Annotated in this window: 20 protein-coding genes; 15 read left to right on the top strand and 5 right to left on the bottom strand. The window is 60.4% G+C overall.

Features of this window, described 5'->3' with window-relative positions; translation table 11 throughout:
- Positions 1-2 precede the first annotated feature (2 nt).
- The 3 genes from cydB (at position 3) to DTW90_RS22030 (ending at position 2,084) form a co-directional block, all read left to right on the top strand.
- A complete protein-coding gene (cydB, locus tag DTW90_RS22040) occupies positions 3-1,157 on the top strand; it encodes a cytochrome d ubiquinol oxidase subunit II (protein ID WP_149340942.1) in 1,155 nt (384 codons plus the stop codon).
- Between the two features lie 18 nt (positions 1,158-1,175).
- A complete protein-coding gene (gene cydX, locus DTW90_RS22035) occupies positions 1,176-1,289 on the top strand; it encodes a cytochrome bd-I oxidase subunit CydX (RefSeq protein WP_132525778.1) in 114 nt (37 codons plus the stop codon).
- 132 nt (positions 1,290-1,421) lie between these two features.
- The gene (locus tag DTW90_RS22030; RefSeq protein ID WP_149340940.1) at positions 1,422-2,084 is read left to right on the top strand and encodes a sulfite oxidase-like oxidoreductase; all 663 of its coding nucleotides are present in this window, start codon (positions 1,422-1,424) and stop codon (positions 2,082-2,084) included.
- A gap of 20 nt (positions 2,085-2,104) precedes the next feature.
- On the opposite strand, the gene pepT is transcribed toward DTW90_RS22030, so the two are convergent.
- Positions 2,105-3,337, bottom strand: coding sequence for a peptidase T (pepT, locus tag DTW90_RS22025; RefSeq protein WP_149340938.1), 1,233 nt, complete (start codon positions 3,335-3,337; stop codon positions 2,105-2,107).
- A gap of 98 nt (positions 3,338-3,435) precedes the next feature.
- Positions 3,436-4,431: a GlxA family transcriptional regulator gene (locus tag DTW90_RS22020; protein ID WP_149340936.1), complete on the bottom strand. Its 996-nt coding sequence runs from the start codon at positions 4,429-4,431 to the stop codon at positions 3,436-3,438.
- Between the two features lie 105 nt (positions 4,432-4,536).
- Between DTW90_RS22020 and DTW90_RS22015 the strand changes: the two genes are divergently transcribed.
- From DTW90_RS22015 to DTW90_RS21970, 10 genes are all read left to right on the top strand, one after another.
- Positions 4,537-5,439: a 3-keto-5-aminohexanoate cleavage protein gene (locus DTW90_RS22015; RefSeq protein ID WP_149340934.1), complete on the top strand. Its 903-nt coding sequence runs from the start codon at positions 4,537-4,539 to the stop codon at positions 5,437-5,439.
- Positions 5,440-5,447: 8 nt separating this feature from the next.
- Complete coding sequence (locus tag DTW90_RS22010) at positions 5,448-6,938, top strand: carnitine 3-dehydrogenase (RefSeq protein ID WP_149340932.1); 1,491 nt, start codon at positions 5,448-5,450, stop codon at positions 6,936-6,938.
- A 14-nt stretch (positions 6,939-6,952) separates the two neighbouring features.
- The gene (locus DTW90_RS22005) at positions 6,953-8,113 is read left to right on the top strand and encodes an acyl-CoA dehydrogenase family protein (RefSeq protein ID WP_149340930.1); all 1,161 of its coding nucleotides are present in this window, start codon (positions 6,953-6,955) and stop codon (positions 8,111-8,113) included.
- A gap of 4 nt (positions 8,114-8,117) precedes the next feature.
- The gene (locus DTW90_RS22000) at positions 8,118-10,175 is read left to right on the top strand and encodes an acetate--CoA ligase family protein (RefSeq protein ID WP_149340928.1); all 2,058 of its coding nucleotides are present in this window, start codon (positions 8,118-8,120) and stop codon (positions 10,173-10,175) included.
- Between the two features lie 4 nt (positions 10,176-10,179).
- On the top strand, positions 10,180-10,962 hold the full coding sequence (locus tag DTW90_RS21995) for a carnitinyl-CoA dehydratase (RefSeq protein ID WP_132525762.1): 783 nt from the start codon (positions 10,180-10,182) through the stop codon (positions 10,960-10,962).
- A 133-nt stretch (positions 10,963-11,095) separates the two neighbouring features.
- The gene (locus tag DTW90_RS21990) at positions 11,096-12,688 is read left to right on the top strand and encodes an ABC transporter substrate-binding protein (RefSeq protein WP_149340926.1); all 1,593 of its coding nucleotides are present in this window, start codon (positions 11,096-11,098) and stop codon (positions 12,686-12,688) included.
- 100 nt (positions 12,689-12,788) lie between these two features.
- A complete protein-coding gene (locus tag DTW90_RS21985; RefSeq protein ID WP_149340924.1) occupies positions 12,789-13,814 on the top strand; it encodes an ABC transporter permease in 1,026 nt (341 codons plus the stop codon).
- A complete protein-coding gene (locus tag DTW90_RS21980) occupies positions 13,811-14,638 on the top strand; it encodes an ABC transporter permease (protein ID WP_149340922.1) in 828 nt (275 codons plus the stop codon). The genes DTW90_RS21985 and DTW90_RS21980 overlap by 4 nt, the downstream gene beginning before the upstream one ends.
- Positions 14,631-16,262: an ABC transporter ATP-binding protein gene (locus DTW90_RS21975; RefSeq protein ID WP_132525754.1), complete on the top strand. Its 1,632-nt coding sequence runs from the start codon at positions 14,631-14,633 to the stop codon at positions 16,260-16,262. The genes DTW90_RS21980 and DTW90_RS21975 overlap by 8 nt, the downstream gene beginning before the upstream one ends.
- 50 nt (positions 16,263-16,312) lie before the next feature.
- Positions 16,313-18,313, top strand: a complete 2,001-nt coding sequence (locus DTW90_RS21970; protein ID WP_149340920.1) for a CocE/NonD family hydrolase — start codon at positions 16,313-16,315, stop codon at positions 18,311-18,313.
- Here DTW90_RS21970 and DTW90_RS21965 read toward each other — a convergent pair.
- Both DTW90_RS21965 and DTW90_RS21960 read right to left on the bottom strand, forming a co-directional pair.
- On the bottom strand, positions 18,306-18,710 hold the full coding sequence (locus DTW90_RS21965) for an ACT domain-containing protein (protein ID WP_132525750.1): 405 nt from the start codon (positions 18,708-18,710) through the stop codon (positions 18,306-18,308). The genes DTW90_RS21970 and DTW90_RS21965 overlap by 8 nt on opposite strands.
- Position 18,711: 1 nt before the next feature.
- Positions 18,712-19,629: an alpha/beta hydrolase gene (locus tag DTW90_RS21960; RefSeq protein WP_149340918.1), complete on the bottom strand. Its 918-nt coding sequence runs from the start codon at positions 19,627-19,629 to the stop codon at positions 18,712-18,714.
- A gap of 239 nt (positions 19,630-19,868) precedes the next feature.
- Here DTW90_RS21960 and DTW90_RS21955 point away from each other — a divergent pair, with 239 nt between their 5' ends.
- Positions 19,869-20,192 carry a hypothetical protein gene (locus DTW90_RS21955; RefSeq protein WP_149340916.1) on the top strand — a complete coding sequence of 108 codons (324 nt, stop codon included), beginning with the start codon at positions 19,869-19,871 and terminating at the stop codon, positions 20,190-20,192.
- A gap of 20 nt (positions 20,193-20,212) precedes the next feature.
- Here the strand turns inward: DTW90_RS21955 and DTW90_RS21950 are convergent, their stop codons facing one another.
- A complete protein-coding gene (locus DTW90_RS21950; protein WP_149340914.1) occupies positions 20,213-21,439 on the bottom strand; it encodes an ROK family transcriptional regulator in 1,227 nt (408 codons plus the stop codon).
- Positions 21,440-21,693: 254 nt separating this feature from the next.
- Here DTW90_RS21950 and DTW90_RS21945 point away from each other — a divergent pair, with 254 nt between their 5' ends.
- On the top strand, positions 21,694-22,932 hold the full coding sequence (locus DTW90_RS21945; protein WP_149340912.1) for an extracellular solute-binding protein: 1,239 nt from the start codon (positions 21,694-21,696) through the stop codon (positions 22,930-22,932).
- Positions 22,933-22,990: the final 58 nt, after the last annotated feature.

Raw genomic sequence — 22,990 nt, 5'->3', positions numbered from 1 at the left:
CCATGATCCTGCACGAACTTATCGACTATGGAACATTACGCATGATCTGGTGGCTGTTGCTTGGCGTGCTGCTGATCGCGTTTGCCGCCACCGACGGCTTCGATCTCGGCGTCGGCACCTTGCTGCCATTCGTGGCAAAAACAGACACCGAAAGGCGCGTCGCCATCAACACGATCGGCCCCGTATGGGAAGGCAACCAGGTGTGGCTGATAACGGGCGGCGGCGCGATCTTTGCAGCGTGGCCACCCCTCTATGCCGTCTCCTTCTCGGGCTTTTATCTGGCGATGTTTGCAATCCTCTTTGCGCTCATCCTGCGTCCGGTCGGCTTCAAGTATCGATCGAAGCGCGACAGCGCCGCCTGGAGAGCGGGCTGGGACTGGGCCCTGTTCATCGGTGGCTTCGTGCCGTCTCTGATCCTGGGCGTTGCGGTCGGCAACGTATTGCAAGGGGTACCCTTCCGCTTCGCTGACGACATGCGCATCTTCTATGAGGGCTCATTCTTCGGTCTGCTGAACCCCTATGCCTTGCTCTGCGGCCTGTTGTCCGTCGCGATGTTCATCATGCATGGCGCCGCCTGGCTTCAGCTCAAGGCATCCGGTCCGGTCGCTGAACGCGCCCGCACCTATGGCAGCTTCGCGGCACTTGTCGTCATAGTGCTCTTTGCGCTTGGCGGGCTCTTTCTGTGGTACGGCATCGATGGGTATCGCATCACCAGCGAGATCAGCACGATCGGGCCGTCCAACCCGCTTCTGAAGACGGTCGATCGCGGTTCGCGCATCTGGTTTGCCAATTACAGCACGCACCCCTGGATGCTGATCGCTCCGATCCTCGGTTTCGTCGGCGCGATGGCGGCATTCCTCCTGATGCTGGCGCGGCGCCCAGGCACCACGATGATGTTCAGCGAGCTGTCGATCTTCGGTATCATTTCGACTGTCGGCCTCTCGATGTTCCCCTTCATCCTGCCGTCGTCGCTGGATCCGAGATCGAGCCTTACCGTCTGGGATGCCTCATCCAGCCACACGACGCTGTTCACCATGCTCGTCGTGGTCGTGATCTTCCTGCCGATAATCCTCGCCTACACGAGTTGGGTCTACCGTGTGCTCTGGGGCAAGGTCGATGCAGATACCGTCAACGACAAGGGCGGTCACGCCTACTGATCCGGAAAGGAGAATGAAATGTGGTATTTCGCCTGGCTCCTGGGCCTGCCCCTGGCAGCCGCCTTCGCCGTCCTCAACGCTATATGGTACGAACTGATGGATGACGAAGCGAAGAAGAAAAAGCGCAGCTAGTACATATCGCGGCCGGGCCTAATCCCCGGCCGCATGCCTTTCACATGGAGCCTCGCGCCCCATCGCCGCTCCCCGCTTGACACCGCGTCGATGCGGATGCCCTATTGAACTGTTTGCATAGGGAAGGCCCACATGAGCGACGAAGACGCAGCGACCGATAGCAAGCTCACGCTTTCGAAGCGCCGCTGGGCGGCCGAAGGCAAGTTTCTCACCGGCCGTATCAGCCGTCCTGAAACGGAGCGGCTGCCGCCTGGCCAGCATCTCGTCAAGAACTGGCCTGTGCTGGACCTTGGACAGCAGCCGGAGATTTCGACATCCGGTTGGCGGCTCGAAGTGAGCGGCCTTGTCGAAAATCCGCTGACCTTCCGCTGGGCAGATTTCCAGGCGCTCGAACAGAGCACGCGCGTTACCGACATTCATTGCGTGACGACGTGGTCGCGCTACGACAATCGCTGGGAGGGTGTCTCTACGCGCGAGTTGCTCGACCTCGTCATGCCGAAGGCGGAAGCACATTACGTCATGCTGACCAGCTATGACGGCTATACGACCAATCTGCCGCTTGTCGATTTCGCCGCTGAAGACGCCATTCTCGCCACGGCCTGGGAGGGCCAGCCGCTCAGTGCCGAGCACGGCGGACCGATGCGGCTGGTGGTCCCTCACCTCTACTTCTGGAAAAGCGCCAAGTGGCTGCGTCGTATCGACCTGCTGCGGGCGGATAAAGCCGGATTCTGGGAGATGAACGGCTATCACATGTATGCCGATCCCTGGAAGGAACAGCGCTACTCCGAGGATTGATCATCCGCCTTGCGGCGAGACTAGCTCCGCTCCTCCCAGACCTTCGCGAGCTCGACAATTGTCTTGACGGCTTTCTCCATGTCTTGCCGGCTGACCCATTCGAGCGGCGAGTGAAAGGCATGGCCGCCAGCGAAGATGTTGGCGCAGGGCAGACCCATGAATGACAGCCGGGACCCATCCGTACCACCCCGGATGCTGCCGCGCACCGGTGTCATGCCCGCGCGCCCGATGGCCTCGACTGCGTTTTCGACAATCTCCGGGTAGCGATCGAGGACGACCTTCATGTTGCGGTACTGATGCTTGACCTCGAACGTGTAGGAAGAACCGGGATAGCCGACCATGACCTCCTTCACGATCGCCTCGAGCATCTCTTCCTTGGTCGTCAGGGCTTCATCCGTGAAATCGCGGATGATAAAGCCGATCGTGGCCTTTTCCATCGAGCCGACCACGCCGGTCGGGTGAACAAAGCCCTGCCTGCCTTCGGTGGTTTCAGGCGCAACGTCCTTCGGCAGGCGGTCGATGATCGCGCCGGCGATCTTGATGGCATTTTCCATCCTTCCCTTGGCAAAGCCCGGATGGATGGCAACGCCCTGGATAGTGATCTCGACACCATCGGCCGAAAAGGTTTCGTCCTCGATATGGCCCGCCGTTTCGCCATCCATCGTATAGGCGAACTGGGCGCCGAGCTTTTCCAGATCGACCTTGTTGACGCCGCGCCCGATCTCTTCATCAGGCGTGAAGAGGATCTTGATCGTTCCGTGCTTGATATCCGGATGGTCGACTAGGAATTTCGCCGCGGTCATGATTTCGGCCAAGCCGGACTTGTCGTCGGCTCCGAGCAGGGTCGTGCCATCCGATGTGACGATGTCATTGCCGATCTGCTCGGCGAGCGCCGGATGATCCTTCAAGCGAATGATCTGCTGCGGATCACCGGAAAGCTGGAGATCGCCGCCGCGATAGTTACGCACCATCTGGGGCTTGACGTTCGTTCCCGTGAAATCCGGCGCCGTGTCCATGTGCGAACAGAAGCAGATGACCGGGACCGACTTGTCCGTGTTCGACGGAACGGTTGCGTAGACATAGCCGTGCTCATCCAGATGCGCATCGGAAAGGCCGATGGCCAGCAATTCCTCGACGAGCAGGCGGCCGAGGTTTTTCTGCTTTTCCGTAGAGGGTTGCGCAAGGGATTTGGGGTCGGATTGGGTGTCGATGACAACGTAGCGAAGAAAGCGGTCGGTAACGGTATCGGTCATGGTGCAACAGGTCCAATATGTGCTCTTGAAGCGCCGACCTTAACCTCCACCGTCGCTCTCGTGAATGCCTTTTTTCCCTTAAAGGAACTCTTCGCCGTTCAGCTCGCCGAGCTCATGGCAACGGATCGTGCGCGAAGCCGGCGCCGCGTCTCGGAAGGGCTTTCGGAGAAACTCGCCCGGTAGCTCCGCGCAAACGCGGAGGCTGAATTGAAGCCGGTTGCCGCTGCGATGTCTGCAAGGGAGGACCTTGTTTCGATGACCTTGCGACGTGCTGCATTGAGCCGCAGGGCGATGTAATGCACATGCGGCGGGGCACCCAGGCTTTCCTGGAAAAGCCCCTGCAGGTGGCGGGCGCTGACGCCCACCCGGCGCGCAAGTCGGGTTAGCACCAATGGCTGCTCGATGTTCTCCTCCATCATTCTGACGGCTTGCGCGACCCGTGGATCGCGCATGTCAAGTCCCGCCGTTGCCGGCGAAAGCGATCCGTCGGTCAGCTGGAATGGCGCCTGCTGATAGCTGAAGAGACGGCTGACCTCCAAGGCCAGCGAATAACCCTGCCGCCGCCTGATCACCTCGAGCATGAGGTCGATCGTCGGTAGCGAGCCGCTTGTCGTTATCCGCTTGCCGTCTATGACGAAGCGGTCCTGCACGCATCTCACCTGCGGATAGGCGGCGGAAAACTCCTCGAAATCCTCCCAGTGGATGGTGGCGGACACGTCATCGAGCAGGCTGGATTCCGCCAGCAACCACGTGCCCGACTCGATACCTGCGATGAAGGAACGATAACGCGCAGTCTGGGATAACTGCATCTTCAACGACGAGGTCGCACTCCGCTGCCAATTGTAGCTCGCCACCACAAAAAGCGGGGCTGCATCACGCTGCGGCCGGAAGGGGCCCTCTGCGGACACCGCGAGATGGCTCGTCGTTTCGACCGGCTCTCCTTCCGAAGTGAAGACCCGCCAACGATATATCTCGCTGCCCGCTATGCGATTCGCACCGCGCAAGGGCTCGATGACAGATGCGAGCAAAATGAGGTTGGTCTCCGGCAAGACCAGAAGATCGATATCGAGCCGTTCATTGGAGGCAGTTAGCATATTGGATCGCCCGTCTTTTTCCGAAAATGTATAGAATGCATCCGTAAATGCAAAGCATGTTCGTCGCTCTTGTCTCGTAATGGTCACAAAACGAGGGAGAACAAAATGCCTCTTGCGATGAACCGAGATGTCTTCATCACCTGCGCCGTCACCGGTGCCGGCGACACCACCAGTCGGTCGAGCCACGTGCCGATCACGCCGAAACAGATCGCCGATTCCGCCATCGACGCTGCCAAGGCCGGCGCCGCCGTGGTCCATTGCCACGTCCGCGATCCGGAGACCGGCACTGCCAGCCGCCGCAACGACCTCTACAAGGAAGTCACCGATCGCATCCGCTCCGCGGATATCGATGTCGTGCTCAACCTGACCGCCGGCATGGGCGGCGACCTGATCTTCGGCGATGTCGAAAGCCCTCTCCCGCTCAACCCCAAGGGTACGGATATGGCCGGCGCCACGGAGCGCGTTTCGCACGTTGCCGAATGCCTGCCGGAGATTTGCACGCTCGATTGCGGCACGATGAACTTCAATCTCGGCGACTATGTCATGACCAATACGCCGGCCATGCTGCGCGCCATGGCAAAGAAGATGACGGATCTCGGCGTCCGTCCGGAAATCGAAGCCTTCGACACCGGCCATCTCTGGTTCGCGAAGCAATTGGTCGAGGAAGGCCTGATCCAGGATCCGGTGCTGATCCAGCTTTGCATGGGCATTCCGTGGGGCGCGCCGGACGACCTCAATACCTTCATGGCGATGGTCAACAACGTTCCGTCATCCTGGACCTTCTCAGCATTCTCGATCGGCCGAAACGCCCTCGCCTACCCGGCTGCCGCCGTGCTTGCGGGCGGCAATGTCCGTGTCGGCCTTGAAGACAACCTCTATGCCGGCAAGGGCGCGCTCGCCACCAACGCGCAGCTCGTCGAAAAGGCGGTCACCGTCATCGAGGGAATGGGCGCGCGGATCATCGGACCGGAAGAGGTCCGCACCAAGCTGAAACTGACGAAGCGCTGAGGGTGGCCATGAGCAAGATCAGACAGGCCGCCTGCGTCGGCGGCGGCGTCATCGGCGGCGGCTGGATCGCCCGCTTCCTGCTGGCCGGGATTGACGTCAAGGTGTTCGACCCGCATCCGGATGCCGAACGCATCGTCGGCGAAGTGCTGGCCAATGCCGAAAAAGCATATGCGATGCTGACAGGGGCTCCGCTACCGCCGCGTGGCAAGGTGACTTTCAGCAAGACGCTTGAGGAAGCCGTTGCGGGTGCCGACTGGATCCAGGAGAGCGTACCGGAACGGCTCGACCTCAAGCGCAACGTGCTGACGCAGATCGATGCCGCGGCTAGGCCCGATGCGCTGATCGGCTCGTCCACCTCGGGCCTTCTGCCGACCGATCTGCAGCGCGACATGAAACATCCCAAGCGGCTGTTCGTGGCGCATCCCTATAATCCGGTCTATCTTCTGCCGCTGGTCGAAATCGTCGGCGGTGAGAAGACGTCGGCCGAGACGATCAAGTCCGCGATGGACAAGCTTGTCCCCATCGGCATGAAGGGCGTTCACATCGCCAAGGAGATCGAGGCTTTCGTCGGCGACCGCCTGCTGGAAGCGCTTTGGCGCGAGGCTCTTTGGCTTATCAAGGACGACATCTGCACCGTCGAGACACTGGACGACGTCATCCGTTATTCCTTCGGCCTGCGCTGGGCCCAGATGGGCCTCTTCCAGACCTACCGCATCGCCGGCGGTGAAGCAGGCATGCGCCATTTCCTCGCCCAGTTCGGCCCCTGCCTTGCGTGGCCCTGGACGAAGCTGACCGATGTCGTCGATCTCGATGATGCTCTGGTCGAAAAAATCGGCCAGCAATCCGACGAACAGGCCGACGGCCTGTCGATCCGCGAACTCGAGCGCATCCGCGACGAAAATCTTGTCGGCATTTTCCACGCCTTGAAGGGTGGACATGGCGGCAAGGGCTGGGGCGCTGGAAAGCTGCTCAAGGAGTTCGAGGCGACGCTTTGGGCCTCGGCAGGCAGCGACAAGACCCTGCATGATACGGCAAGACCACTCCGTCTCGTTGAAACCAAGGTCAGCCCCGCCTGGGTCGATTACAACGGCCATATGACCGAGCATCGCTACCTGCAGGTCTTCGGCGACACCTCCGATGCGCTGCTGCGGCTGATCGGCGTCGATCTCGCTTATGTGGAGGGCGGCCACAGCTACTACTCTGTCGAGACGCATATTCGCCATATCGGCGAGGCCAAGCTCGGCCACGCCATCTATTCGACCTGCCAGGTTCTTTCGGCCGACGAAAAGCGACTGCAGGTGTTCCATACGATTTACGAGACTGCTTCCGGAGAGGCGATTGCCACAGCGGAGCAGATGCTGCTGCATGTGGATACGAAGGCCGGAAGAGCGACGCCCGCACCAGCAGAGGTACTCGCGAAGGTCAATGCGATTGCGGCGGAACACGCCAAACTGCCGACGCCGGAGGGAGCCGGCCGACATGTGGGACAAAAACGCTAAGGGGAGAGCGGATCATGAATTTCGGATTGAGCGAAGAGCAGGAATTGATCGTCAAGACGGTCCGGGACTTCGTGGAGACCGAAATCTATCCGCATGAAAACGAAGTCGAGCGCACCGGCATCGTGCCGCGAGAACTTGGCGAGGAAATCAAGCGCAAGTGCCTCGATCTCGGCTTCTTCGCATGCAATTTCCCCGAAGAGGTCGGCGGCGCCGGCCTCGACACGCTAACCTTCACGCTGGTCGAACGGGAACTGGGGCGAGGATCGCTCGGCCTCACCGTCTATTTCGGCCGTCCGTCCGGCATCCTGATGGCCTGCGAGGGCGAGCAGCGCGATCGCTATCTCCTGCCTGCGGTTCGCGGCGAGAAATTCGACGCACTGGCGATCACCGAGCCTGATGCCGGCTCCGACATGCGCGGCATGAAATGCGCGGCCCGACCCGATGGTTCGGACTGGGTGCTGAACGGCACGAAGCATTTCATCTCTCATGCCGATGTTGCGGATTTCGTCATCGTCTTTGCCGCGACCGGCGAGGAGGAGACGGCAAAGGGCACGAAGAAGAAGATCACCGCCTTTCTCGTCGACCGAGATACGCCGGGCTTCGAAATCCGCAAGGGCTACGAGTCGGTATCCCATCGCGGCTATCACAACTGCATTCTTAACTTTACCGATTGCCGCCTGCCGGCGTCGCAAATTCTCGGCGAGCTGCACAAGGGATTTGAGATTGCAAATCAATGGCTTTCCGGCACACGCTTGACCGTGGCTGCAACCTGCATCGGCCGTGCCAGGCGCGCATTCGATCTTGCGCTCTCCTATGCAGCGGAACGCAAGCAGTTCGGCAAGCCCATCGGCGCCAACCAGGGTGTCTCCTTCAAGCTTGCCGACATGATCACTGAGATCGATGCCGCCGAATGGATGACGCTGGCTGCCGCGTGGCGGGTCGACCTGGGTCTGCCGGCCAACAGGGAAATCTCCTCGGCCAAGCTGTTTGCGACAGAGATGCTAGCCTGCGTCACCGACGAGGCAATCCAGATCTATGGCGGCATGGGATTGATGGATGACCTGCCGCTTGCCCGTTTCTGGCGCGACGCCCGCGTCGAGCGCATCTGGGACGGCACCTCGGAAATCCACCGGCACATCATCAGCCGCGACCTGTTGCGGCCCTTCGGAGCGTAACCGGATGGTCCAAGCGTCACTCGACCGCCTCATCAGACCGAAATCCATCGCCGTTTTCGGCGGCAGAGAAGCGCGGCGGGTGATCGAGCAATGTGATCGCATGGGGTTTGCCGGAGAGATCTGGCCCGTGCATCCGAAGCTGGACGAGGTGCTTGGTCGCCGATGCTACCGGTCCGTCGCTGACTTACCGGCAGCGCCGGACGCGGCGTTCGTCGGCGTCAACCGAACGCTGACGATCGACATCGTCCGAGATCTGGCCGAACGGGGCGCCGGTGGCGCTGTCTGCTATGCCTCCGGCTTTCGCGAAGCTGTAGCTGAACTTGCCGATGGCGCCGAATTGCAGGCGGCGCTTGTTGATGCCGCCGGCGATATGCCGATTATCGGTCCGAACTGCTATGGCCTTATCAACGGCCTTGATGGCGCATTGCTTTGGCCGGACCAACACGGCGTCCTTCGCACCGAAGGCGGCGTTGCCATCCTGACGCAATCGTCCAACATCGCCATCAATCTCTCCATGCAGACACGCGGTCTGCCGATCGCCTATCTGATGACCGCCGGCAATCAAGCGCAGACAGGAATTTCGGACCTCGCCTGCGCGGTCCTCGAAGATCCTCGCGTCACTACCGTCGGCCTACACATCGAGGGCTTCGATAGTCTTGCGGCCTTGCAACGCCTTGCAATGCGCGCCCGCGAACTCAAGAAGCCGGTGGTCGCGTTAAAGGTCGGCAAATCGGAAAAGGCGCGACGGGCGACCGTCTCGCATACCGCTTCGCTCTCCGGCAGCGATGCGGTTTCCGCCGCCATACTGGATCGCCTGGGCATCGGCCGCGTCTCGACATTGCCCGAGATGATCGAAACGTTGAAGCTGCTCCATATCGCCGGCCCTCTCGCCAGCGCCGAGATATCGTCGATGAGCTGTTCCGGTGGTGAGGCGTCGCTGATGGCTGATGCAGCGGTAGGTCGCCGCGTTGACTTTCGCGCACTGACACCCGGGCAGGTACCACCCCTACGCCGAACCCTCGGCGAGATGGTCACCCTGTCCAATCCGCTCGACTACCACACCTTCGTCTGGGGAGATCGCATCCGGCTGACGGAGGCTTTTTCCGCGATGTTTGCCGGAGGGTACGCTCTCAATCTCGTCGTCCTGGATTTCCCCAGAGCCGACCGCTGCGATGGAGCCGACTGGATGACAACAGTGGACGCCGTGATCGATGCCTCCACTGCTACGGGCGCACGCGCCGGCATCGTCGCAACGCTTGGCGAGAACATGCCCGAACAGGTCGCATTGGGGCTGACGCAGACCGGGGTCGTCCCTTTCAGCGGGATCAGCGAAACCCTTGCAGCAGCGGAAACGGCTGCGGCCATTGGAGCGGCCTGGCAACGCGCAGAAGCACCGAAGTTTCTGGACGCCGCCTCTGAAGATGGCAACGTCACTCTTTTGACGGAGGCCGAAGCAAAGGCTGAACTGGCGCTGTTCGGCGTTGCGATACCCAAGAGCCGCACGGCCACGACACCGGACGCGGCGGCGAGTGCCGCGGCCGAAATCGGCTTTCCGGTCGCCCTCAAAGGGCTGGGTGTAGCTCATAAAACCGAAGCGGGGGCGGTTCGGCTCAATCTTCAAGACGCGGAGAGCGTCTCAGCCGCAGCTCGATCGATGGCTGGGATCAGTTCAGGTTTCCTCGTCGAAAAAATGATCCCCGCGCCAGTAGCCGAGCTGATCATCGGCGCGGCGCGCGATCCCGTCGCCGGTCTTTACCTCACGGTTGGTGCCGGCGGAATCCTTGTGGAATTGCTTGAAGATTCTGCAATTTTGGTATTGCCTACGACGGAGGAGGAAATCGCCGCGGCGCTCTCGCAACTTAGGATCAGCAAGTTGATCATGGGTTATCGCAACGGCCGTAAGGGTGACTGGCGGGCTCTGGTCCGGACCGTCGCATCGGTGGCAGATTATGTCGCTTCAAACGCTGCAATGCTGGAGGAACTGGACATTAATCCCTTGATGGTTCTCGCAGACGGCGAAGGTGTCGTTGCGGCAGATGCGCTCGTCAGGCGAAGGAGGTAAGGCATTGGATAGCCCCATTCGCACCAAGCGTGTCGGCGGCATATTGGAGGTCACGGTCGACCGACCGAAGGCCAATGCTATAGACCTTGCTACCAGCCGTTTGATGGGAGAGATTTTCCGCGGCTTTCGCGATGACGCCGAATTGCGCGTGGCCATCATTACTGGGGCGGGCGAAAAGTTCTTTTCGGCCGGCTGGGATCTGAAGGCAGCGGCCGCCGGTGATGCAGTCGACGGCGATTATGGCGTCGGCGGCTTTGGCGGTCTCCAGGAATTGCGCGACCTGAACAAGCCGGTCATCGCGGCGATCAACGGCATCTGTTGCGGCGGTGGGCTGGAGATTGCGCTCTCCGCCGATCTCATCCTTGCAGTGGAGTCCGCCACCTTCGCACTGCCGGAAATCCGTTCGGGTACGGTTGCAGATGCGGCTTCGATCAAGCTGCCAAAGCGCATTCCCTATCATATAGCCATGGACATGCTGCTGACGGGCCGCTGGCTGGATGCGCAGGAAGCGCATCGCTGGGGCTTCGTCAACGAAATCCTTGGCGCAGACAAGCTGATGGAGCGAGCCTGGGAACTCGCCCGTCTTCTGGAAAAAGGGCCGCCGCTCGTTCAGGCGGCCATCAAGGAAGTGGTTCGCGAAGCGGAGGGCATGACCTTTCAGACTGCCATGAACAAAATCACCAAAAGGCAGTTTCGGACGGTCGACGTCCTCTATTCGAGTGAGGATCAACTGGAAGGTGCCCGCGCTTTCGCCGAGAAGCGGGAGCCGGTCTGGAAAGGGAAATGACGAGGCCGGCGACAACCGTGCCGAATAACCGCGAATGATCGTGGGCAGCCGGGCAATCTGCGAGAGGAAACGCAGCTTTGAACCTACTGGCCGGGATTTCACTTTTAAAACTCGAACAAGAAGGAAAAGGGGAATGACCGAATATACCAAATATCTCGCCGGTCGCGTGACCGCGGGAGGCATGAGCCGCCGCGAATTCATGGGCCGCGCCATGGCCGCCGGGTTGACGCTCGCCGCGGCCGACAGCCTGTTTACATCAAGCGCTTCCGCTGCCGATACGCCCAAGAAGGGCGGCCACCTGAAGCTCGGCCTCGAAGGCGGCGCCTCGACGGATTCGATCGATCCGGCAGCAGCGACCTCGCAGGTCATGTTCTGCGCCGTGCGCACCTGGGGCGACACGCTCGTCGAAACGCATCCGCAGACCCGCAAGCCGCTGCCGTCGCTTGCCGAATCCTGGTCGTCTTCGCCGGATGCCAAGATCTGGACCTTCAAGATCCGCAAGGGCGTGCAGTTCCACAACGGCAAGGAAATGACGATTGACGACGTCGTCGCCACCCTGCACCGCCATTCCGACGAGAAGTCGCAATCCGGCGCGCTCGGCATGATGAAAGCGCTGACGAAGATCGAGAACCAGAACGGCGACCTCGTCATCAGCCTCGACCAGGGCAATGCCGACATGCCGGCGCTGCTGACCGACTATCACCTCGTCATCCAGCCGAATGGCGGCGTGGATAACCCGACCGCAGGCATCGGCACCGGTCCCTATAAGGTGACGAATTTCCAGGCCGGCGTTCGCATGACCTTCGAGAAGAACCCCAACGACTGGCGCACGGATCGCGGCTATGTCGACAGCGTCGAACTCATCACCATGAACGATGCGACGGCCCGTATCGCGGCGCTGACATCAGGCCAGGTGCACTATATCAACCGCGTCGACCCGAAGACGGTCAGCCTCTTGAAGCGCGCTCCGAACGTCCAGCTGCTGACGACGGCCGGCGGCGGCCACTACGTCTTCATCATGCATTGCGACACCGCGCCCTTCGATAACAACGACCTGCGCCTCGCTCTGAAATACGCGATCGATCGCGAGGAGATGGTCAAGCGCATCCTCGGCGGCTACGGCTCGCTCGGCAACGACTTCCCGATCAACAACACCTATGCTCTCTTCCCCGAGGGCATCGAGCAGCGCAAATACGATCCGGACAAGGCCTCCTTCCACTACAAGAAGTCCGGCCATAGCGGCTCCATCCTGCTGCGCACGTCGGAAGTCGCCTTCCCAGGCGCCGTCGATGCCTCCGTGCTGTTCCAGGAAAGCGCCAAGAAGGCCGGCATCCAGCTGGAAATCAAGCGCGAACCGGGCGACGGCTACTGGACCAACGTCTGGAACAAGCAGCCCTTCTCCGCTTCCTATTGGGGCAGCCGCGCGACGCAGGACCAGTTCTATTCCGGTGCCTATCTCTCCACCGCCGACTGGAACGACACCCGTTTCAAACGCCCGGATTTCGACAAGCTGCTGATCCAGGCCCGCGCCGAACTCGACGAGACCAAGCGCAAGGACCTCTATCGCCAGATGGCGATGATGGTTCGCGACGAAGGCGGCACTATCCTGCCGATGTTCAACGACTTCGTGAACGCCGGCACCAAGAAGCTGATGAACTACGTTCAGGACATCGGCAATGACATGTCGAACGGCTACGTCGCCACCCGCGTCTGGCTCGACACCTGATGCCTGAAGCCGGGCCTATTGCCCGAAAATCCGGAACCAGGACCGCAGGCGATCCGCCTGCGGTCCTTCCCCGTTTGTTTCAGCGCGAGGCGAGCCTGCCATGTCCAATCCCGTAGAAGTCGCCAATCCTGTCGAAGTCGGCGGCCTTCCAGGTCGAAGACTGCGCGAGCGTTTTCCGCTCGTCTTTCTCATCTTCGAACGACTGGTGCTGAGCATCATCCTGTTGTTTGCCGTGTCTATCCTCATCTTCGGCGGCGTCCAGGCGCTTCCCGGCGACTTTGCGACGACCTATCTCGGCCAGTCGGCAACGCCGGAGGCCGTCGCCAACATTCGCGAGGAACTGGGGCTCAACCAACCGGTGACGACCCGCTATTTCCAGTGGCTCGGGCATGCGGTCGAGGGCGATTTCGGAACCTCTTGGGCGAGCAAGAATTCGGTGAGCGAGCAAATCGGCAACCGTTTGGGCAACTCGCTCTTTCTTGCCGGCTTCGCGGCTTTGATTGCCGTGCCGCTTGCCGTCGGCCTGGGCATGCTCTCGGTTCATTATCGCAACCGGCTGCCAGACAAGATCATCAACGTCGTTTCGCTCGCGGCGATCTCGCTGCCGGAATTCTTCATCGGCTATCTGCTGATCATGTTCTTTGCCGTCAAATTCGGCGTCGCCACCTTTCCGGCCACGGTTTTCGACGGCATGGATTTCCTTGACCGGTTGAAGGCGATTGCGCTTCCGACCGCCACGCTCGTGCTTGTCGTCCTTGCCCATATGATGCGGATGACGCGGGCGGCGATCCTCTCTGTCATGTCGTCGGCCTATATGGAAACGGCAGAGCTCAAGGGCCTCAGCGCCTTTCGGGCCATCGTCAAGCATGCGGCACCCAATGCGCTGGCGCCGATCATCAATGTGGTAGCGCTTAACCTTGCCTATCTCGTCGTCGGCGTCGTCGTGGTCGAGGTGGTCTTCGTCTATCCCGGCATGGGTCAATACATGGTGGATGCGGTGACGGTGCGTGACATGCCCGTCGTGCAGGCCTGCGGCCTGATCTTCGCCGCGGTCTATATCCTCCTTAACATGGTGGCCGACATTCTGGCGATCGTCGCCAATCCACGCCTGAGGCATCCGCGATGAGATTGAGAGATATTCCCATCACTGCCTGGGTCGGCATTCTCGGCATCCTTCTCGCACTCATATGCGCCATCTTTGCTCCCTGGATTGCGCCCTATGGCGAGACCCAGGTTCTTGGCGACGTCTGGGCGCCGGCCGATGCCAACTATTTCTTCGGCCTCGACAATCTCGGCCGCGACATCCTCTCGCGCCTGATCTACGGCGCGCGGACGACGTTGTTCGTCGCACTCGGCGCGACGCTCATCTCCTTCTCGCTCGGCATCATCCTCAGCTTCACGGCGGCGGTTTCCCGCGGCCTGATCGACCTTATCTTCTCGCGCTTCAACGATCTGATGATGTCGATCCCGACGCTGATCTTTGCGCTGGTCGTGCTGGCGGTTCTGCCGCAGAACCTAATCGTGCTGATCCTCGTCATGGCGATCCTCGACTCCACCCGCGTCTATCGCCTCGGCCGCGCCGTCGCCCTCGATGTCGCTGTCATGGAGTTCGTGGAGGCCGCGAAGCTGCGCGGCGAAGGCAAGGTCTGGATCATCTTTCGCGAGATCCTACCGAACACGCTGTCGCCGCTGCTGGCAGAGTTCGGCCTGCGTTTCGCCTTTGCCATTCTGTTCCTCTCGACCCTCTCCTTCCTCGGCCTCGGCATCCAGCCGCCGGCGGCCGACTGGGGCGGCATGGTCAAGGACAACAAGGACGGCATCATTTTCGGCGTTTCGGCTGCACTCGTGCCTGGCGCCGCCATTGCGGCGCTCGCCGTCTGTGTCAATCTGGTGGTCGACTGGCTCCTGAAACGGACATCCAGCCTCAAGGGAGGACGCGGCGATGCCTGAACTTCTTTCGGTTCGTGATCTGAAGATCGAGGCGACAAGCTATCCGCCCGGCGAGCCGCCCAAGCGGGTGACCATCGTCGACGGCGTTTCCTTCGATCTCCAGAAAGGCAAGGTGCTCGGGCTGATCGGTGAGTCAGGCGCCGGCAAATCGACCATCGGCCTTTCTGCCCTCGCCTATGGTCGTGGCGGTGCCGAGATCACCGGCGGCGAAGTGCTGCTCGACGGGCAGAACCTCCTGACCCTCGGCAAGTCAGGCATTCGCAAGGTGCGCGGCGCCCGCGTCTGCTATGTCGCGCAGTCGGCCGCTGCTGCATTCAACCCCGCTCACAAGCTCGGCGGCCAGGTGATCGAAGCGTCAGTCAAGCACGGCCTGATGAGCAAGGAAGAGGCGAAGAAGCGGGCGCTCTATCTGTTCCGCGTCCTCGGCCTCCCCAATCCGGAGGGCTTTGGCGATCGCTTTCCCCATCAGGTGTCCGGTGGCCAGCTGCAGCGCGCCATGACGGCAATGGCGCTCTGCTCGAATCCCGAGCTCATCGTCTTCGACGAGCCGACCACCGCTCTTGACGTCACGACCCAGATCGACGTGCTCGCCGCCATCAAGCACGCGATTGAGGAGACCAATACCGCGGCGCTCTACATCACCCATGATCTCGCCGTCGTTGCGCAGATTTCCGACGACATCATGGTTCTGCGCCACGGCAGACGAGTGGAATACGGTACCGCGCAACAGATCATCGAGGCGCCTCGCGAAGATTATACGAGGGCCCTCGTCAATGTCCGTCAGGACAAGCGTGAGGAGGCTCCCGACCAGAGTTCGGCCCTGCTGAAGGTGGAGAACGTCACCGCCGGCTATCCCAACGGCTTCAAGGTCTTGTTTGACATTTCGCTGCATGTGCCGAAGGGACAGACGCTTGCCGTCGTCGGCGAATCCGGTTCCGGAAAATCGACGCTCGCCCGCGTCATCACCGGGCTTCTGCCACCGTTGCAGGGTACCCTCTCATTCGACGGCAAGCCGTTATCCAAGGCACTGAAGGGCCGGTCGAACGACGATCTTCGTCGTATCCAGCTGATCTATCAAATGGCTGATACCGCGATGAACCCCCGCCAGACGGTGCGTGACATCATCGGCCGACCGCTGACCTTCTATTACGGCTTGCGGGGCGCGGCGAAGACAGCGCGGGTGAAGGAGTTGCTCGAACATATCGAAATGAGCAACGGCTTCGTCGATCGCTATCCCGCCGAACTCTCCGGTGGCCAGAAGCAGCGCGTTGCGATTGCCAGAGCACTGGCGGCCAATCCGGAGATGATCCTCTGCGACGAGCCGACATCGGCGCTTGATCCACTGGTTGCAGAAGGCATCCTCAAGCTATTGATGCGGCTGCAGGAAGAGCAGCAGCTCTCCTATATTTTCATCACCCACGACATCGCCATTGTCCGCGCTATCGCGGACTCGGTTGCCGTGATGCATCGAGGCAAATTGGTACGCTTCGGGCCAAAGTCGAAAGTGCTCTCTCCGCCTTTCGACGACTACACCGATCTTCTGCTGAAATCCGTTCCCGAAATGGAAATCGGTTGGCTTGAGAAGGTGCTCACGACGCGAAAGATGGCCAGTGCCGGAAATTGACCAAGCGGTCTTTCGGGACCGACAGGTGTAATGGAACATGGATTTTGACAATGACTGACCGCAGCTTCACCGTCATCGAAAACGAATGGATCATGCTCAAGGACGGCACGCGGCTGGCGGCGCGTGTCTGGATGCCCGACAATGCCGAGGTCGATCCGGTGCCGGCGGTGTTTGAATTCCTGCCCTATCGCAAGCGTGACGGGACCAGTGTCCGCGACGAATCCACCTATCCCGTCTTTGCGGCCGCCGGCATTGCCGGGGTGCGGGTCGATATCAGGGGGTCCGGCGAATCCGATGGTGTCATCGATGGCGAATATACCGAGCTGGAACTTGCCAATGCCTGCGAATTGATTGCCTGGATCGCGGAACAGCCCTGGTCCAACGGTTCCGTCGGTATGATGGGCATTTCCTGGGGTGGGTTCAATTGCCTTCAGGTCGCCGCACTTCGGCCCCCTGCACTGAAGGCAGTGATTTCGATTGCCTCCACAGTCGACCGTTACAACGACGACATTCATTACAAGAATGGTTGCCATCTGTCGGCGCAGCTTTCCTGGGCGGCCACCATGCTTGCCTATCAGTCCCGCGCCCCCGATCCCGAGATCGTTGGAGAACGCTGGAAGGAGATGTGGCTGGAGCGGTTGGAGAAAGAGCCGTTCTTCATGGAGGAGTGGCTTTCCCATCAGCGCCGCGACGATTTCTGGAAGCATGGCTCGATCCGGGAGGATTTCTCTGCCCTGGAGGTCCCTGCTCTCGTTATCGCCGGCTGGGCTGACGGCTATCGCAACACGCCGCTTTCCGCCGCAGAGGGGCTTGGCGAGAAAGCCAAGGCGCTGATCGGACCATGGATCCATAAATATCCGCATTTCGCCTGGCCGAAGCCGCGAGCGGATTTCCACGGCGAAGCGATCCGCTGGTGGAACCGCTGGCTACGCGGAGAGGAAAACGGCATCGAGGAAGGCCCGCAGGTTCGAGCCTACATTCTTGACGCGGTAAGGCCGGCACCGAGGCGTGACCGCGATCCGGGCTTCTGGATTGCCAAGGACGCCTGGACGCAGCCGGAGATGCGGTGCTTCTATGTTGAGCAGTTCGGGACGCTGATGGAGGGGATGCCGATCCCACATGCGCCGGCGCATGATGTCTATATCAAGTCGCCTTTGGATACCGGGACCGCATCCGGCGAATGGTTCACCTTGAAACCGGATGCGGAACTCGCGATCGACCAGCGTATCGACGATGCCGGTTCGCTGACATTCCAGACTGCACCGCTCGCCCAAGCGCAGGACTATTTGGGACGGCCGGTGGTGACAGTGACGCTCAGCTGCACAGCGGAGATTGCCAATCTTTGCGCCCGCCTGGTCGATGTCCACCCCGATGGCACCGCGACACGCGTCTCCTATGGCGTGCTGAACCTCGCCCATCGCGATGGTAATACCGAACCGACCCCGATGAAGCCCGGTGAGAAGACGCAGATCCGTCTTGTTCTGGACGCCTGTGGCTACCGGTTTGGCGAGGGGCACCGTATCCGGCTTTCGCTTTCCACTGCCTATTGGCCGACGATCCTTCCCGCACCGACCGATCCCGGCCTTACGATCGATATCGCGTCCATTGGACTTGGCTTGCCGAAGCTTTGCGTGCATGACGCGATCGAAGTGAAGGAGCCGGAGAATCCCGATCCGCTACCGCATTATATCGAGCACAAGCCCGCTGCGACGAGACGCCAGATCATGCGTGATCTCTCGGCCAACCGTACGGACTATCGTATTCACGAAGACACCGGGCTTTTCGAGCATCCAGGCACGGGGCTCTCGACACGCCAGCGACGCGACGAGGTGTGGTCGATTTCGCCCGACGATCCACTTTCGATGAGAGGTGTTTCGGTCTGGACCTGCGAAATGGAACGGCCCGGCTGGTCCGTCCGCACAGCAAGCACAGCGACGATCACCTGCACGGCCACGGACTGGCGGGTCGGCGGATCGGTCGTCGCCTACGAAAGCGAGGAGCAGATCTTCGAGAAGACATTCGTCAAAACCATTCCGCGCGACTTCATGTAGACGCCGAAAGCGCCTTCAGCGCAGCGACTGCCCGTTCGGCGTCGGCCGAAGGGACGAAGATGTGGTCGTGATAATAGCCGGCAACAACATTGGCGCTGATCCCTTCCCGGGTCAGTGCCGCCGCGAAAGCCGCAGTCAGTCCGACAGCCTCAAGCGCCGAATGCACGGTCAGCGTGATGCATCTGAGCGGCGCGCTGTGTGGCAAGCCGTGATCTTTCGCGGCCCCTATCGGCAGGATCAGCGTCGTGCCCTCGGCCTCGTGGAAAACGCAAAGCGGGTTCAGGGTCAGATAGTTTGTAAAGTCCTCGGTCGGAACGCTGCAATAAACGAATTCCAGCGGCGAAAGGTTGGGCTCCATCGTCTTCAGAAGGATCGAGAGATCCGTGATCCCAGCCATCTCATAAAGCTCCCGCAAAATAGCTGACGGCATCGCAGACGGCGCGAAACCCGATGCGCGCTCCTTCGCTCATATGACGCGCTCGCAGCCAGGCATGCACCATCTGCGGCTCCTCGCGAAACCAGACTTCGACACCGGCGGCAGCAAGCCGGCCGGCATAGATCCGACCATCGTCACGCAAGGGATCAAAATGGGCAACGCTGATAAAGGCAGGCGGGAGGCCGGCGAAGGACTCTGTGGCAAGCGGCATCGCTATCGGATTGTCTTCCGGCGCCCCGAGTAGCTGGCGGTAGTAGGCGACATCTGACGTTGTCAGCCCCGGAGCATCCGCCATTTCCTCGTAGGAACCGGAAATCAAATCACCGCCGAGGCTTGGGTAGATCAGCACCTGGCCAACGATGCCATTGAGGCCATCGTTCTTCGCCTGGACAGCCACCCCCGCCGCAAGGTTGCCGCCGGCGCTATCGCCGATCAGGACGACACGGCGGCCGTCCCTCAGAACCTCTCTCAAAACGGCGAAGCAATCATCCGCCTGTGCCGGCCAGAGATGTTCGGGCGCGAGGCGATAGTCAACCGATACGAGCTCTGCTCCGGCATGATCAGCGATCTCGGCGCATATGGCGTGATGGCTCTGCCGCGAACCGACGACGAATCCGCCGCCATGGAAATAGAGGAGGAGCGTGGAACTGCGCAACGTGGCAGGACGATAGGATCGGACGGGAACATCGGCGATGATCGAATCTTCGACGACCATCCTTTCCGGAAGCGAACGATCGAAACGCGCACACAAGGCATCATACCATTGCCGCTGCTGCTCGATGGAGGCGTTCACCGCGTCGGCTGGGTAGAAGGAGTCGCAGACATCCAGAAACTGCAGAATACCTTCTTCCGAAGGCCTGGGGCATGTTGTGGAACTCATGGTGTTCTCGACAAATGTGGCTGATGTTGTGACAGCAATACCATCATATGAACTGCCTATGGAAAGTCTGCAATTTTTGACCTGATTCGATACAGAAATGCCGTCCGTCATAGATCAAATTTCCGGAGAGTGTTCAAAAGCATATTATTGCGAATTGCCGCGGAACATAAAGCGCGATCCAGCGTTTACGCCAATTAATCCCGGTTGGGGATTAATCCCAGGTGGTAGGAGCAATGATCATGTTTCTTAGAACCCTCGCGGTATCCGCCTTGATAATGGGCGTTGCGACGACGGTCGTGGCGCAGAACACTCACAAGACGCATACGACGGAAATGTTCAAGGGCTCTCGTGTGCAATCGGTGATTGGCAGCGGCACCGATCATTCGAAGGATGCCATTCTCCCTGACGGCACAATCAATTTGGACCCAATGGTGACGGGCAGCCTGACAAACAGCAATGATGGCACGACCAGTTCCAGTCAGCATCGGATGCTGTGCGACTCCGGTCCCAACACAGTCGGGATGCGAACAAGCACCTTTGATATGTCCATGCCTTGCCCGTAATAGGGTGAGCGGCAAAGGCGTTAGGCCAGGCTGTTCGTCCGGGTTTTAAGGATTGCCGAAAAGCGAGGGTCGAAGGCTCGGCTGATGGGTTCGGCGGCGGCGCCAAGTGCCACCGCCCAAGGGTCCGTCATGCCGAGTTGAAGTCGCGGCAGCCTCCTTGTCCGTCGCTCGGCAATTGACGGCAGCAGTGGATGCATTGCTTCGATCAGCCGACGCGCCAGCGGCTCAGGAGCGCTTCCGCACAGAATGACCGTCTCCGGATCGAAGATCGTCTCGATGATCTGCACGCTCCAGCGTAAATCCACGCCTGCGGCCTCAATCCAGTCTTTTAGCAAGGGATCGGCAGTTTCGACTGCGACCGTCAGTTTTTGACGCAACATCGGGTCTGCCGGATCGAAACTCATATGTTGGTAAAGCGAGGCGAACGACGCTCGATGCTCCAGCGTCTGTCGCTCTCTACCCTTGCTGCCCGGCGGCGAGAGTACCATGCCGATCTCGCCGGCGTTTCCATTTGCTCCGCTATAGAGTTCGCCATTGAGAATAAGGCCCGCGCCTATACCGTAACCGAGATAAAGACAAACGGCATTATCAAGCCCATGGGCAGCGCCGACCATTCGTTCGGCGGTCGCAGACGCGGCAGCGTCGTTCTGCAGCCCGACATCGAGCCCCGTGCCGGCTGCCAGCGTCTCCAGCAGTGGAAAGTTCTGCCAGGCCGCCATCATCCACGGATCGTCTTCAGGGGCTTCAAGACCGAACGGGCCGGGCATGGCGACACCGAGGCCGACCAGACGCTTCTCCGATTGCAGGATAAGCACAGCTAGTTCCTTGCGCACGCCCTCAATTAGGTCGAGGATGACTTTGACACCCCTTGCCGGACCGTCGAGCGGCAGGTTTGCTTCGGCACGAACCAATACCGTGCCGACCAGATCGACGGCTGCAGCGCGCGTCACATAGCGGTCGATCTGGAGGCCGATCGCAAACGCACCCTCAGGGACCAGACGATAGGGCGTCGAAGGCTGCCCCCTGCCCTTGCGCACCGCTGACAGGGAAACGACCAGACCATCACCTTCGAGTTCTTCGATGATATTGGAGACCGTCTGCTTTGTAAGCTTGGTTGCGCGGGAAAGATCGGCGCGGGAAAGGGAACCGTTCAGTCGCAAAGCGTCGATCATCACCCGGCGATTATGGGCGCTGGTGCCTTCCTGATTGGTACCACTCTTGGCCCGGATGGGGCGGATATCGTTCATCTCGGTCGACCGCTGAAATCCCTCTTGACTTGATTAGAATATTGAACAAGAAATTAGTCAATGCAATTGACTTAATAAGGAACCGTTCAGAGTTCCGGGGAACGCAGACGGCGAGGTCCAAGGTTTCCGACGTCGTTTCAACGCTCCAATACGCATGGCGGTGCCGCGTCTCGACGCGGCGCCAACCCGAGATCCCGATGCCGCGATGAGCTGGCAGCGGGCGACATCACAATAAACAGTCAATGGAGGTAGGAATGTTGAAATCGACACGCAACGCGCTTTTGGGTGCTGCCCTCATCGGCGCGTCCTTTGCCACGCATGCCCACGCGGAAACAACGCTCAACGCGCTTTTCATGGCCCAGGCGGCCTATAGCGAGGCCGATGTTCGCGCCATGACGGACGCCTTCATGAAGGCCAATCCAGATATCAAGGTCAATCTCGAATTCGTCCCTTACGAAGGCCTGCACGATAAGACCGTATTGGCGCAAGGCTCCGGCGGCGGCTATGACGTTGCTCTCTTCGACGTCATCTGGCCGGCCGAATATGCGACCAACAAGGTGCTGGTCGACGTCTCGGACAAGATTACCGATGAGATGAAGAAGGGCGTGCTGCCGGGCGCGTGGACGACCGTTCAGTATGACGGCAAATATTACGGCATGCCGTGGATCCTCGACACGAAGTATCTCTTCTACAACAAGGAAATCCTTGAGAAAGCCGGCATCACCGCCCCGCCGAAGACCTGGGACGAACTGAGCGCCGATGCCAAGATCATCAAGGACAAGGGCCTGCTCGCCACGCCGATCGCCTGGAGCTGGTCGCAGGCGGAAGCCGCGATCTGCGATTACGCAACGCTGGTCAGCGCTTACGGCGGAGACTTCCTTAAGGACGGCAAGCCGGACTTCCAGAACGGCGGCGGTCTCGACGCGCTGAAGTACATGGTCTCCAGTTATACATCGGGCCTGACCAATCCGAACTCCAAGGAATTCCTGGAAGAGGATGTTCGCAAGGTCTTCGAAAATGGCGAAGCTGCTTTCGCTCTGAACTGGACCTACATGTACAACATGGCGAATGACCCGAAGGACAGCAAGGTTGCCGGCAAGGTCGGCGTCGTGCCTGCCCCCGGCGTCGATGGCAAGAGCCAGGTTTCCGCAGTCAACGGCTCCATGGGCCTCGGCATCACGGCAACCAGCAAGCATCAGGATGAGGCCTGGAAGTACATTACCTTCATGACCTCGCAGCCGGTGCAGAACCAGTATGCCAAGCTGAGCCTGCCGATTTGGGCAACCTCCTATGACGATCCGGCTGTCACCAAGGGCCAGGAAGAACTGATCGGCGCCGCCAAGCATGCGCTTGCCGCAATGTTCCCGCGTCCGACGACGCCGAAGTATCAGGAGCTCTCGACCGCCCTGCAGCAGGCGATCCAGGAATCGCTCCTCGGTCAGTCAAAGCCTGAAGACGCGCTGAAGACCGCAGCCGACAATAGCGGCCTCTGATCTCGACAAGCCGGGCGGCGGCCTTCCGTCGCCCGGACTTTTCTCCGCAATTCCAAGA

It is taken from the genome of Neorhizobium sp. P12A (assembly GCF_008365395.1).
In the GTDB taxonomy this organism is placed as follows: domain Bacteria; phylum Pseudomonadota; class Alphaproteobacteria; order Rhizobiales; family Rhizobiaceae; genus Rhizobium.
Note: the sequence above shows the minus strand (reverse complement) of the source record. Positions and strands in the feature narration are given on the sequence as shown.

Bases quoted from the DNA above. Each gene is read 5' to 3' on its own strand.
- DTW90_RS21985 (WP_149340924.1), top strand. From the start codon at position 12,789: ATGTCCAATCCCGTAGAAGTCGCCAATCCTGTCGAAGTCGGCGGCCTT.
- DTW90_RS21990 (WP_149340926.1), top strand. From the start codon at position 11,096: ATGACCGAATATACCAAATATCTCGCCGGTCGCGTGACCGCGGGAGGC.
- cydX (WP_132525778.1), top strand. From the start codon at position 1,176: ATGTGGTATTTCGCCTGGCTCCTGGGCCTGCCCCTGGCAGCCGCCTTC.
- DTW90_RS21970 (WP_149340920.1), top strand. From the start codon at position 16,313: ATGACTGACCGCAGCTTCACCGTCATCGAAAACGAATGGATCATGCTC.
- pepT (WP_149340938.1), bottom strand. From the start codon at position 3,337: ATGACCGATACCGTTACCGACCGCTTTCTTCGCTACGTTGTCATCGAC.
- DTW90_RS22005 (WP_149340930.1), top strand. From the start codon at position 6,953: ATGAATTTCGGATTGAGCGAAGAGCAGGAATTGATCGTCAAGACGGTC.
- DTW90_RS21950 (WP_149340914.1), bottom strand. From the start codon at position 21,439: ATGAACGATATCCGCCCCATCCGGGCCAAGAGTGGTACCAATCAGGAA.
- cydB (WP_149340942.1), top strand. From the start codon at position 3: ATGATCCTGCACGAACTTATCGACTATGGAACATTACGCATGATCTGG.
- DTW90_RS22015 (WP_149340934.1), top strand. From the start codon at position 4,537: ATGCCTCTTGCGATGAACCGAGATGTCTTCATCACCTGCGCCGTCACC.
- DTW90_RS21965 (WP_132525750.1), bottom strand. From the start codon at position 18,710: ATGGCTGGGATCACGGATCTCTCGATCCTTCTGAAGACGATGGAGCCC.
- DTW90_RS21945 (WP_149340912.1), top strand. From the start codon at position 21,694: ATGTTGAAATCGACACGCAACGCGCTTTTGGGTGCTGCCCTCATCGGC.
- DTW90_RS21960 (WP_149340918.1), bottom strand. From the start codon at position 19,629: ATGAGTTCCACAACATGCCCCAGGCCTTCGGAAGAAGGTATTCTGCAG.
- DTW90_RS22000 (WP_149340928.1), top strand. From the start codon at position 8,118: ATGGTCCAAGCGTCACTCGACCGCCTCATCAGACCGAAATCCATCGCC.
- DTW90_RS21980 (WP_149340922.1), top strand. From the start codon at position 13,811: ATGAGATTGAGAGATATTCCCATCACTGCCTGGGTCGGCATTCTCGGC.
- DTW90_RS21955 (WP_149340916.1), top strand. From the start codon at position 19,869: ATGTTTCTTAGAACCCTCGCGGTATCCGCCTTGATAATGGGCGTTGCG.
- DTW90_RS22020 (WP_149340936.1), bottom strand. From the start codon at position 4,431: ATGCTAACTGCCTCCAATGAACGGCTCGATATCGATCTTCTGGTCTTG.
- DTW90_RS22030 (WP_149340940.1), top strand. From the start codon at position 1,422: ATGAGCGACGAAGACGCAGCGACCGATAGCAAGCTCACGCTTTCGAAG.
- DTW90_RS21975 (WP_132525754.1), top strand. From the start codon at position 14,631: ATGCCTGAACTTCTTTCGGTTCGTGATCTGAAGATCGAGGCGACAAGC.
- DTW90_RS22010 (WP_149340932.1), top strand. From the start codon at position 5,448: ATGAGCAAGATCAGACAGGCCGCCTGCGTCGGCGGCGGCGTCATCGGC.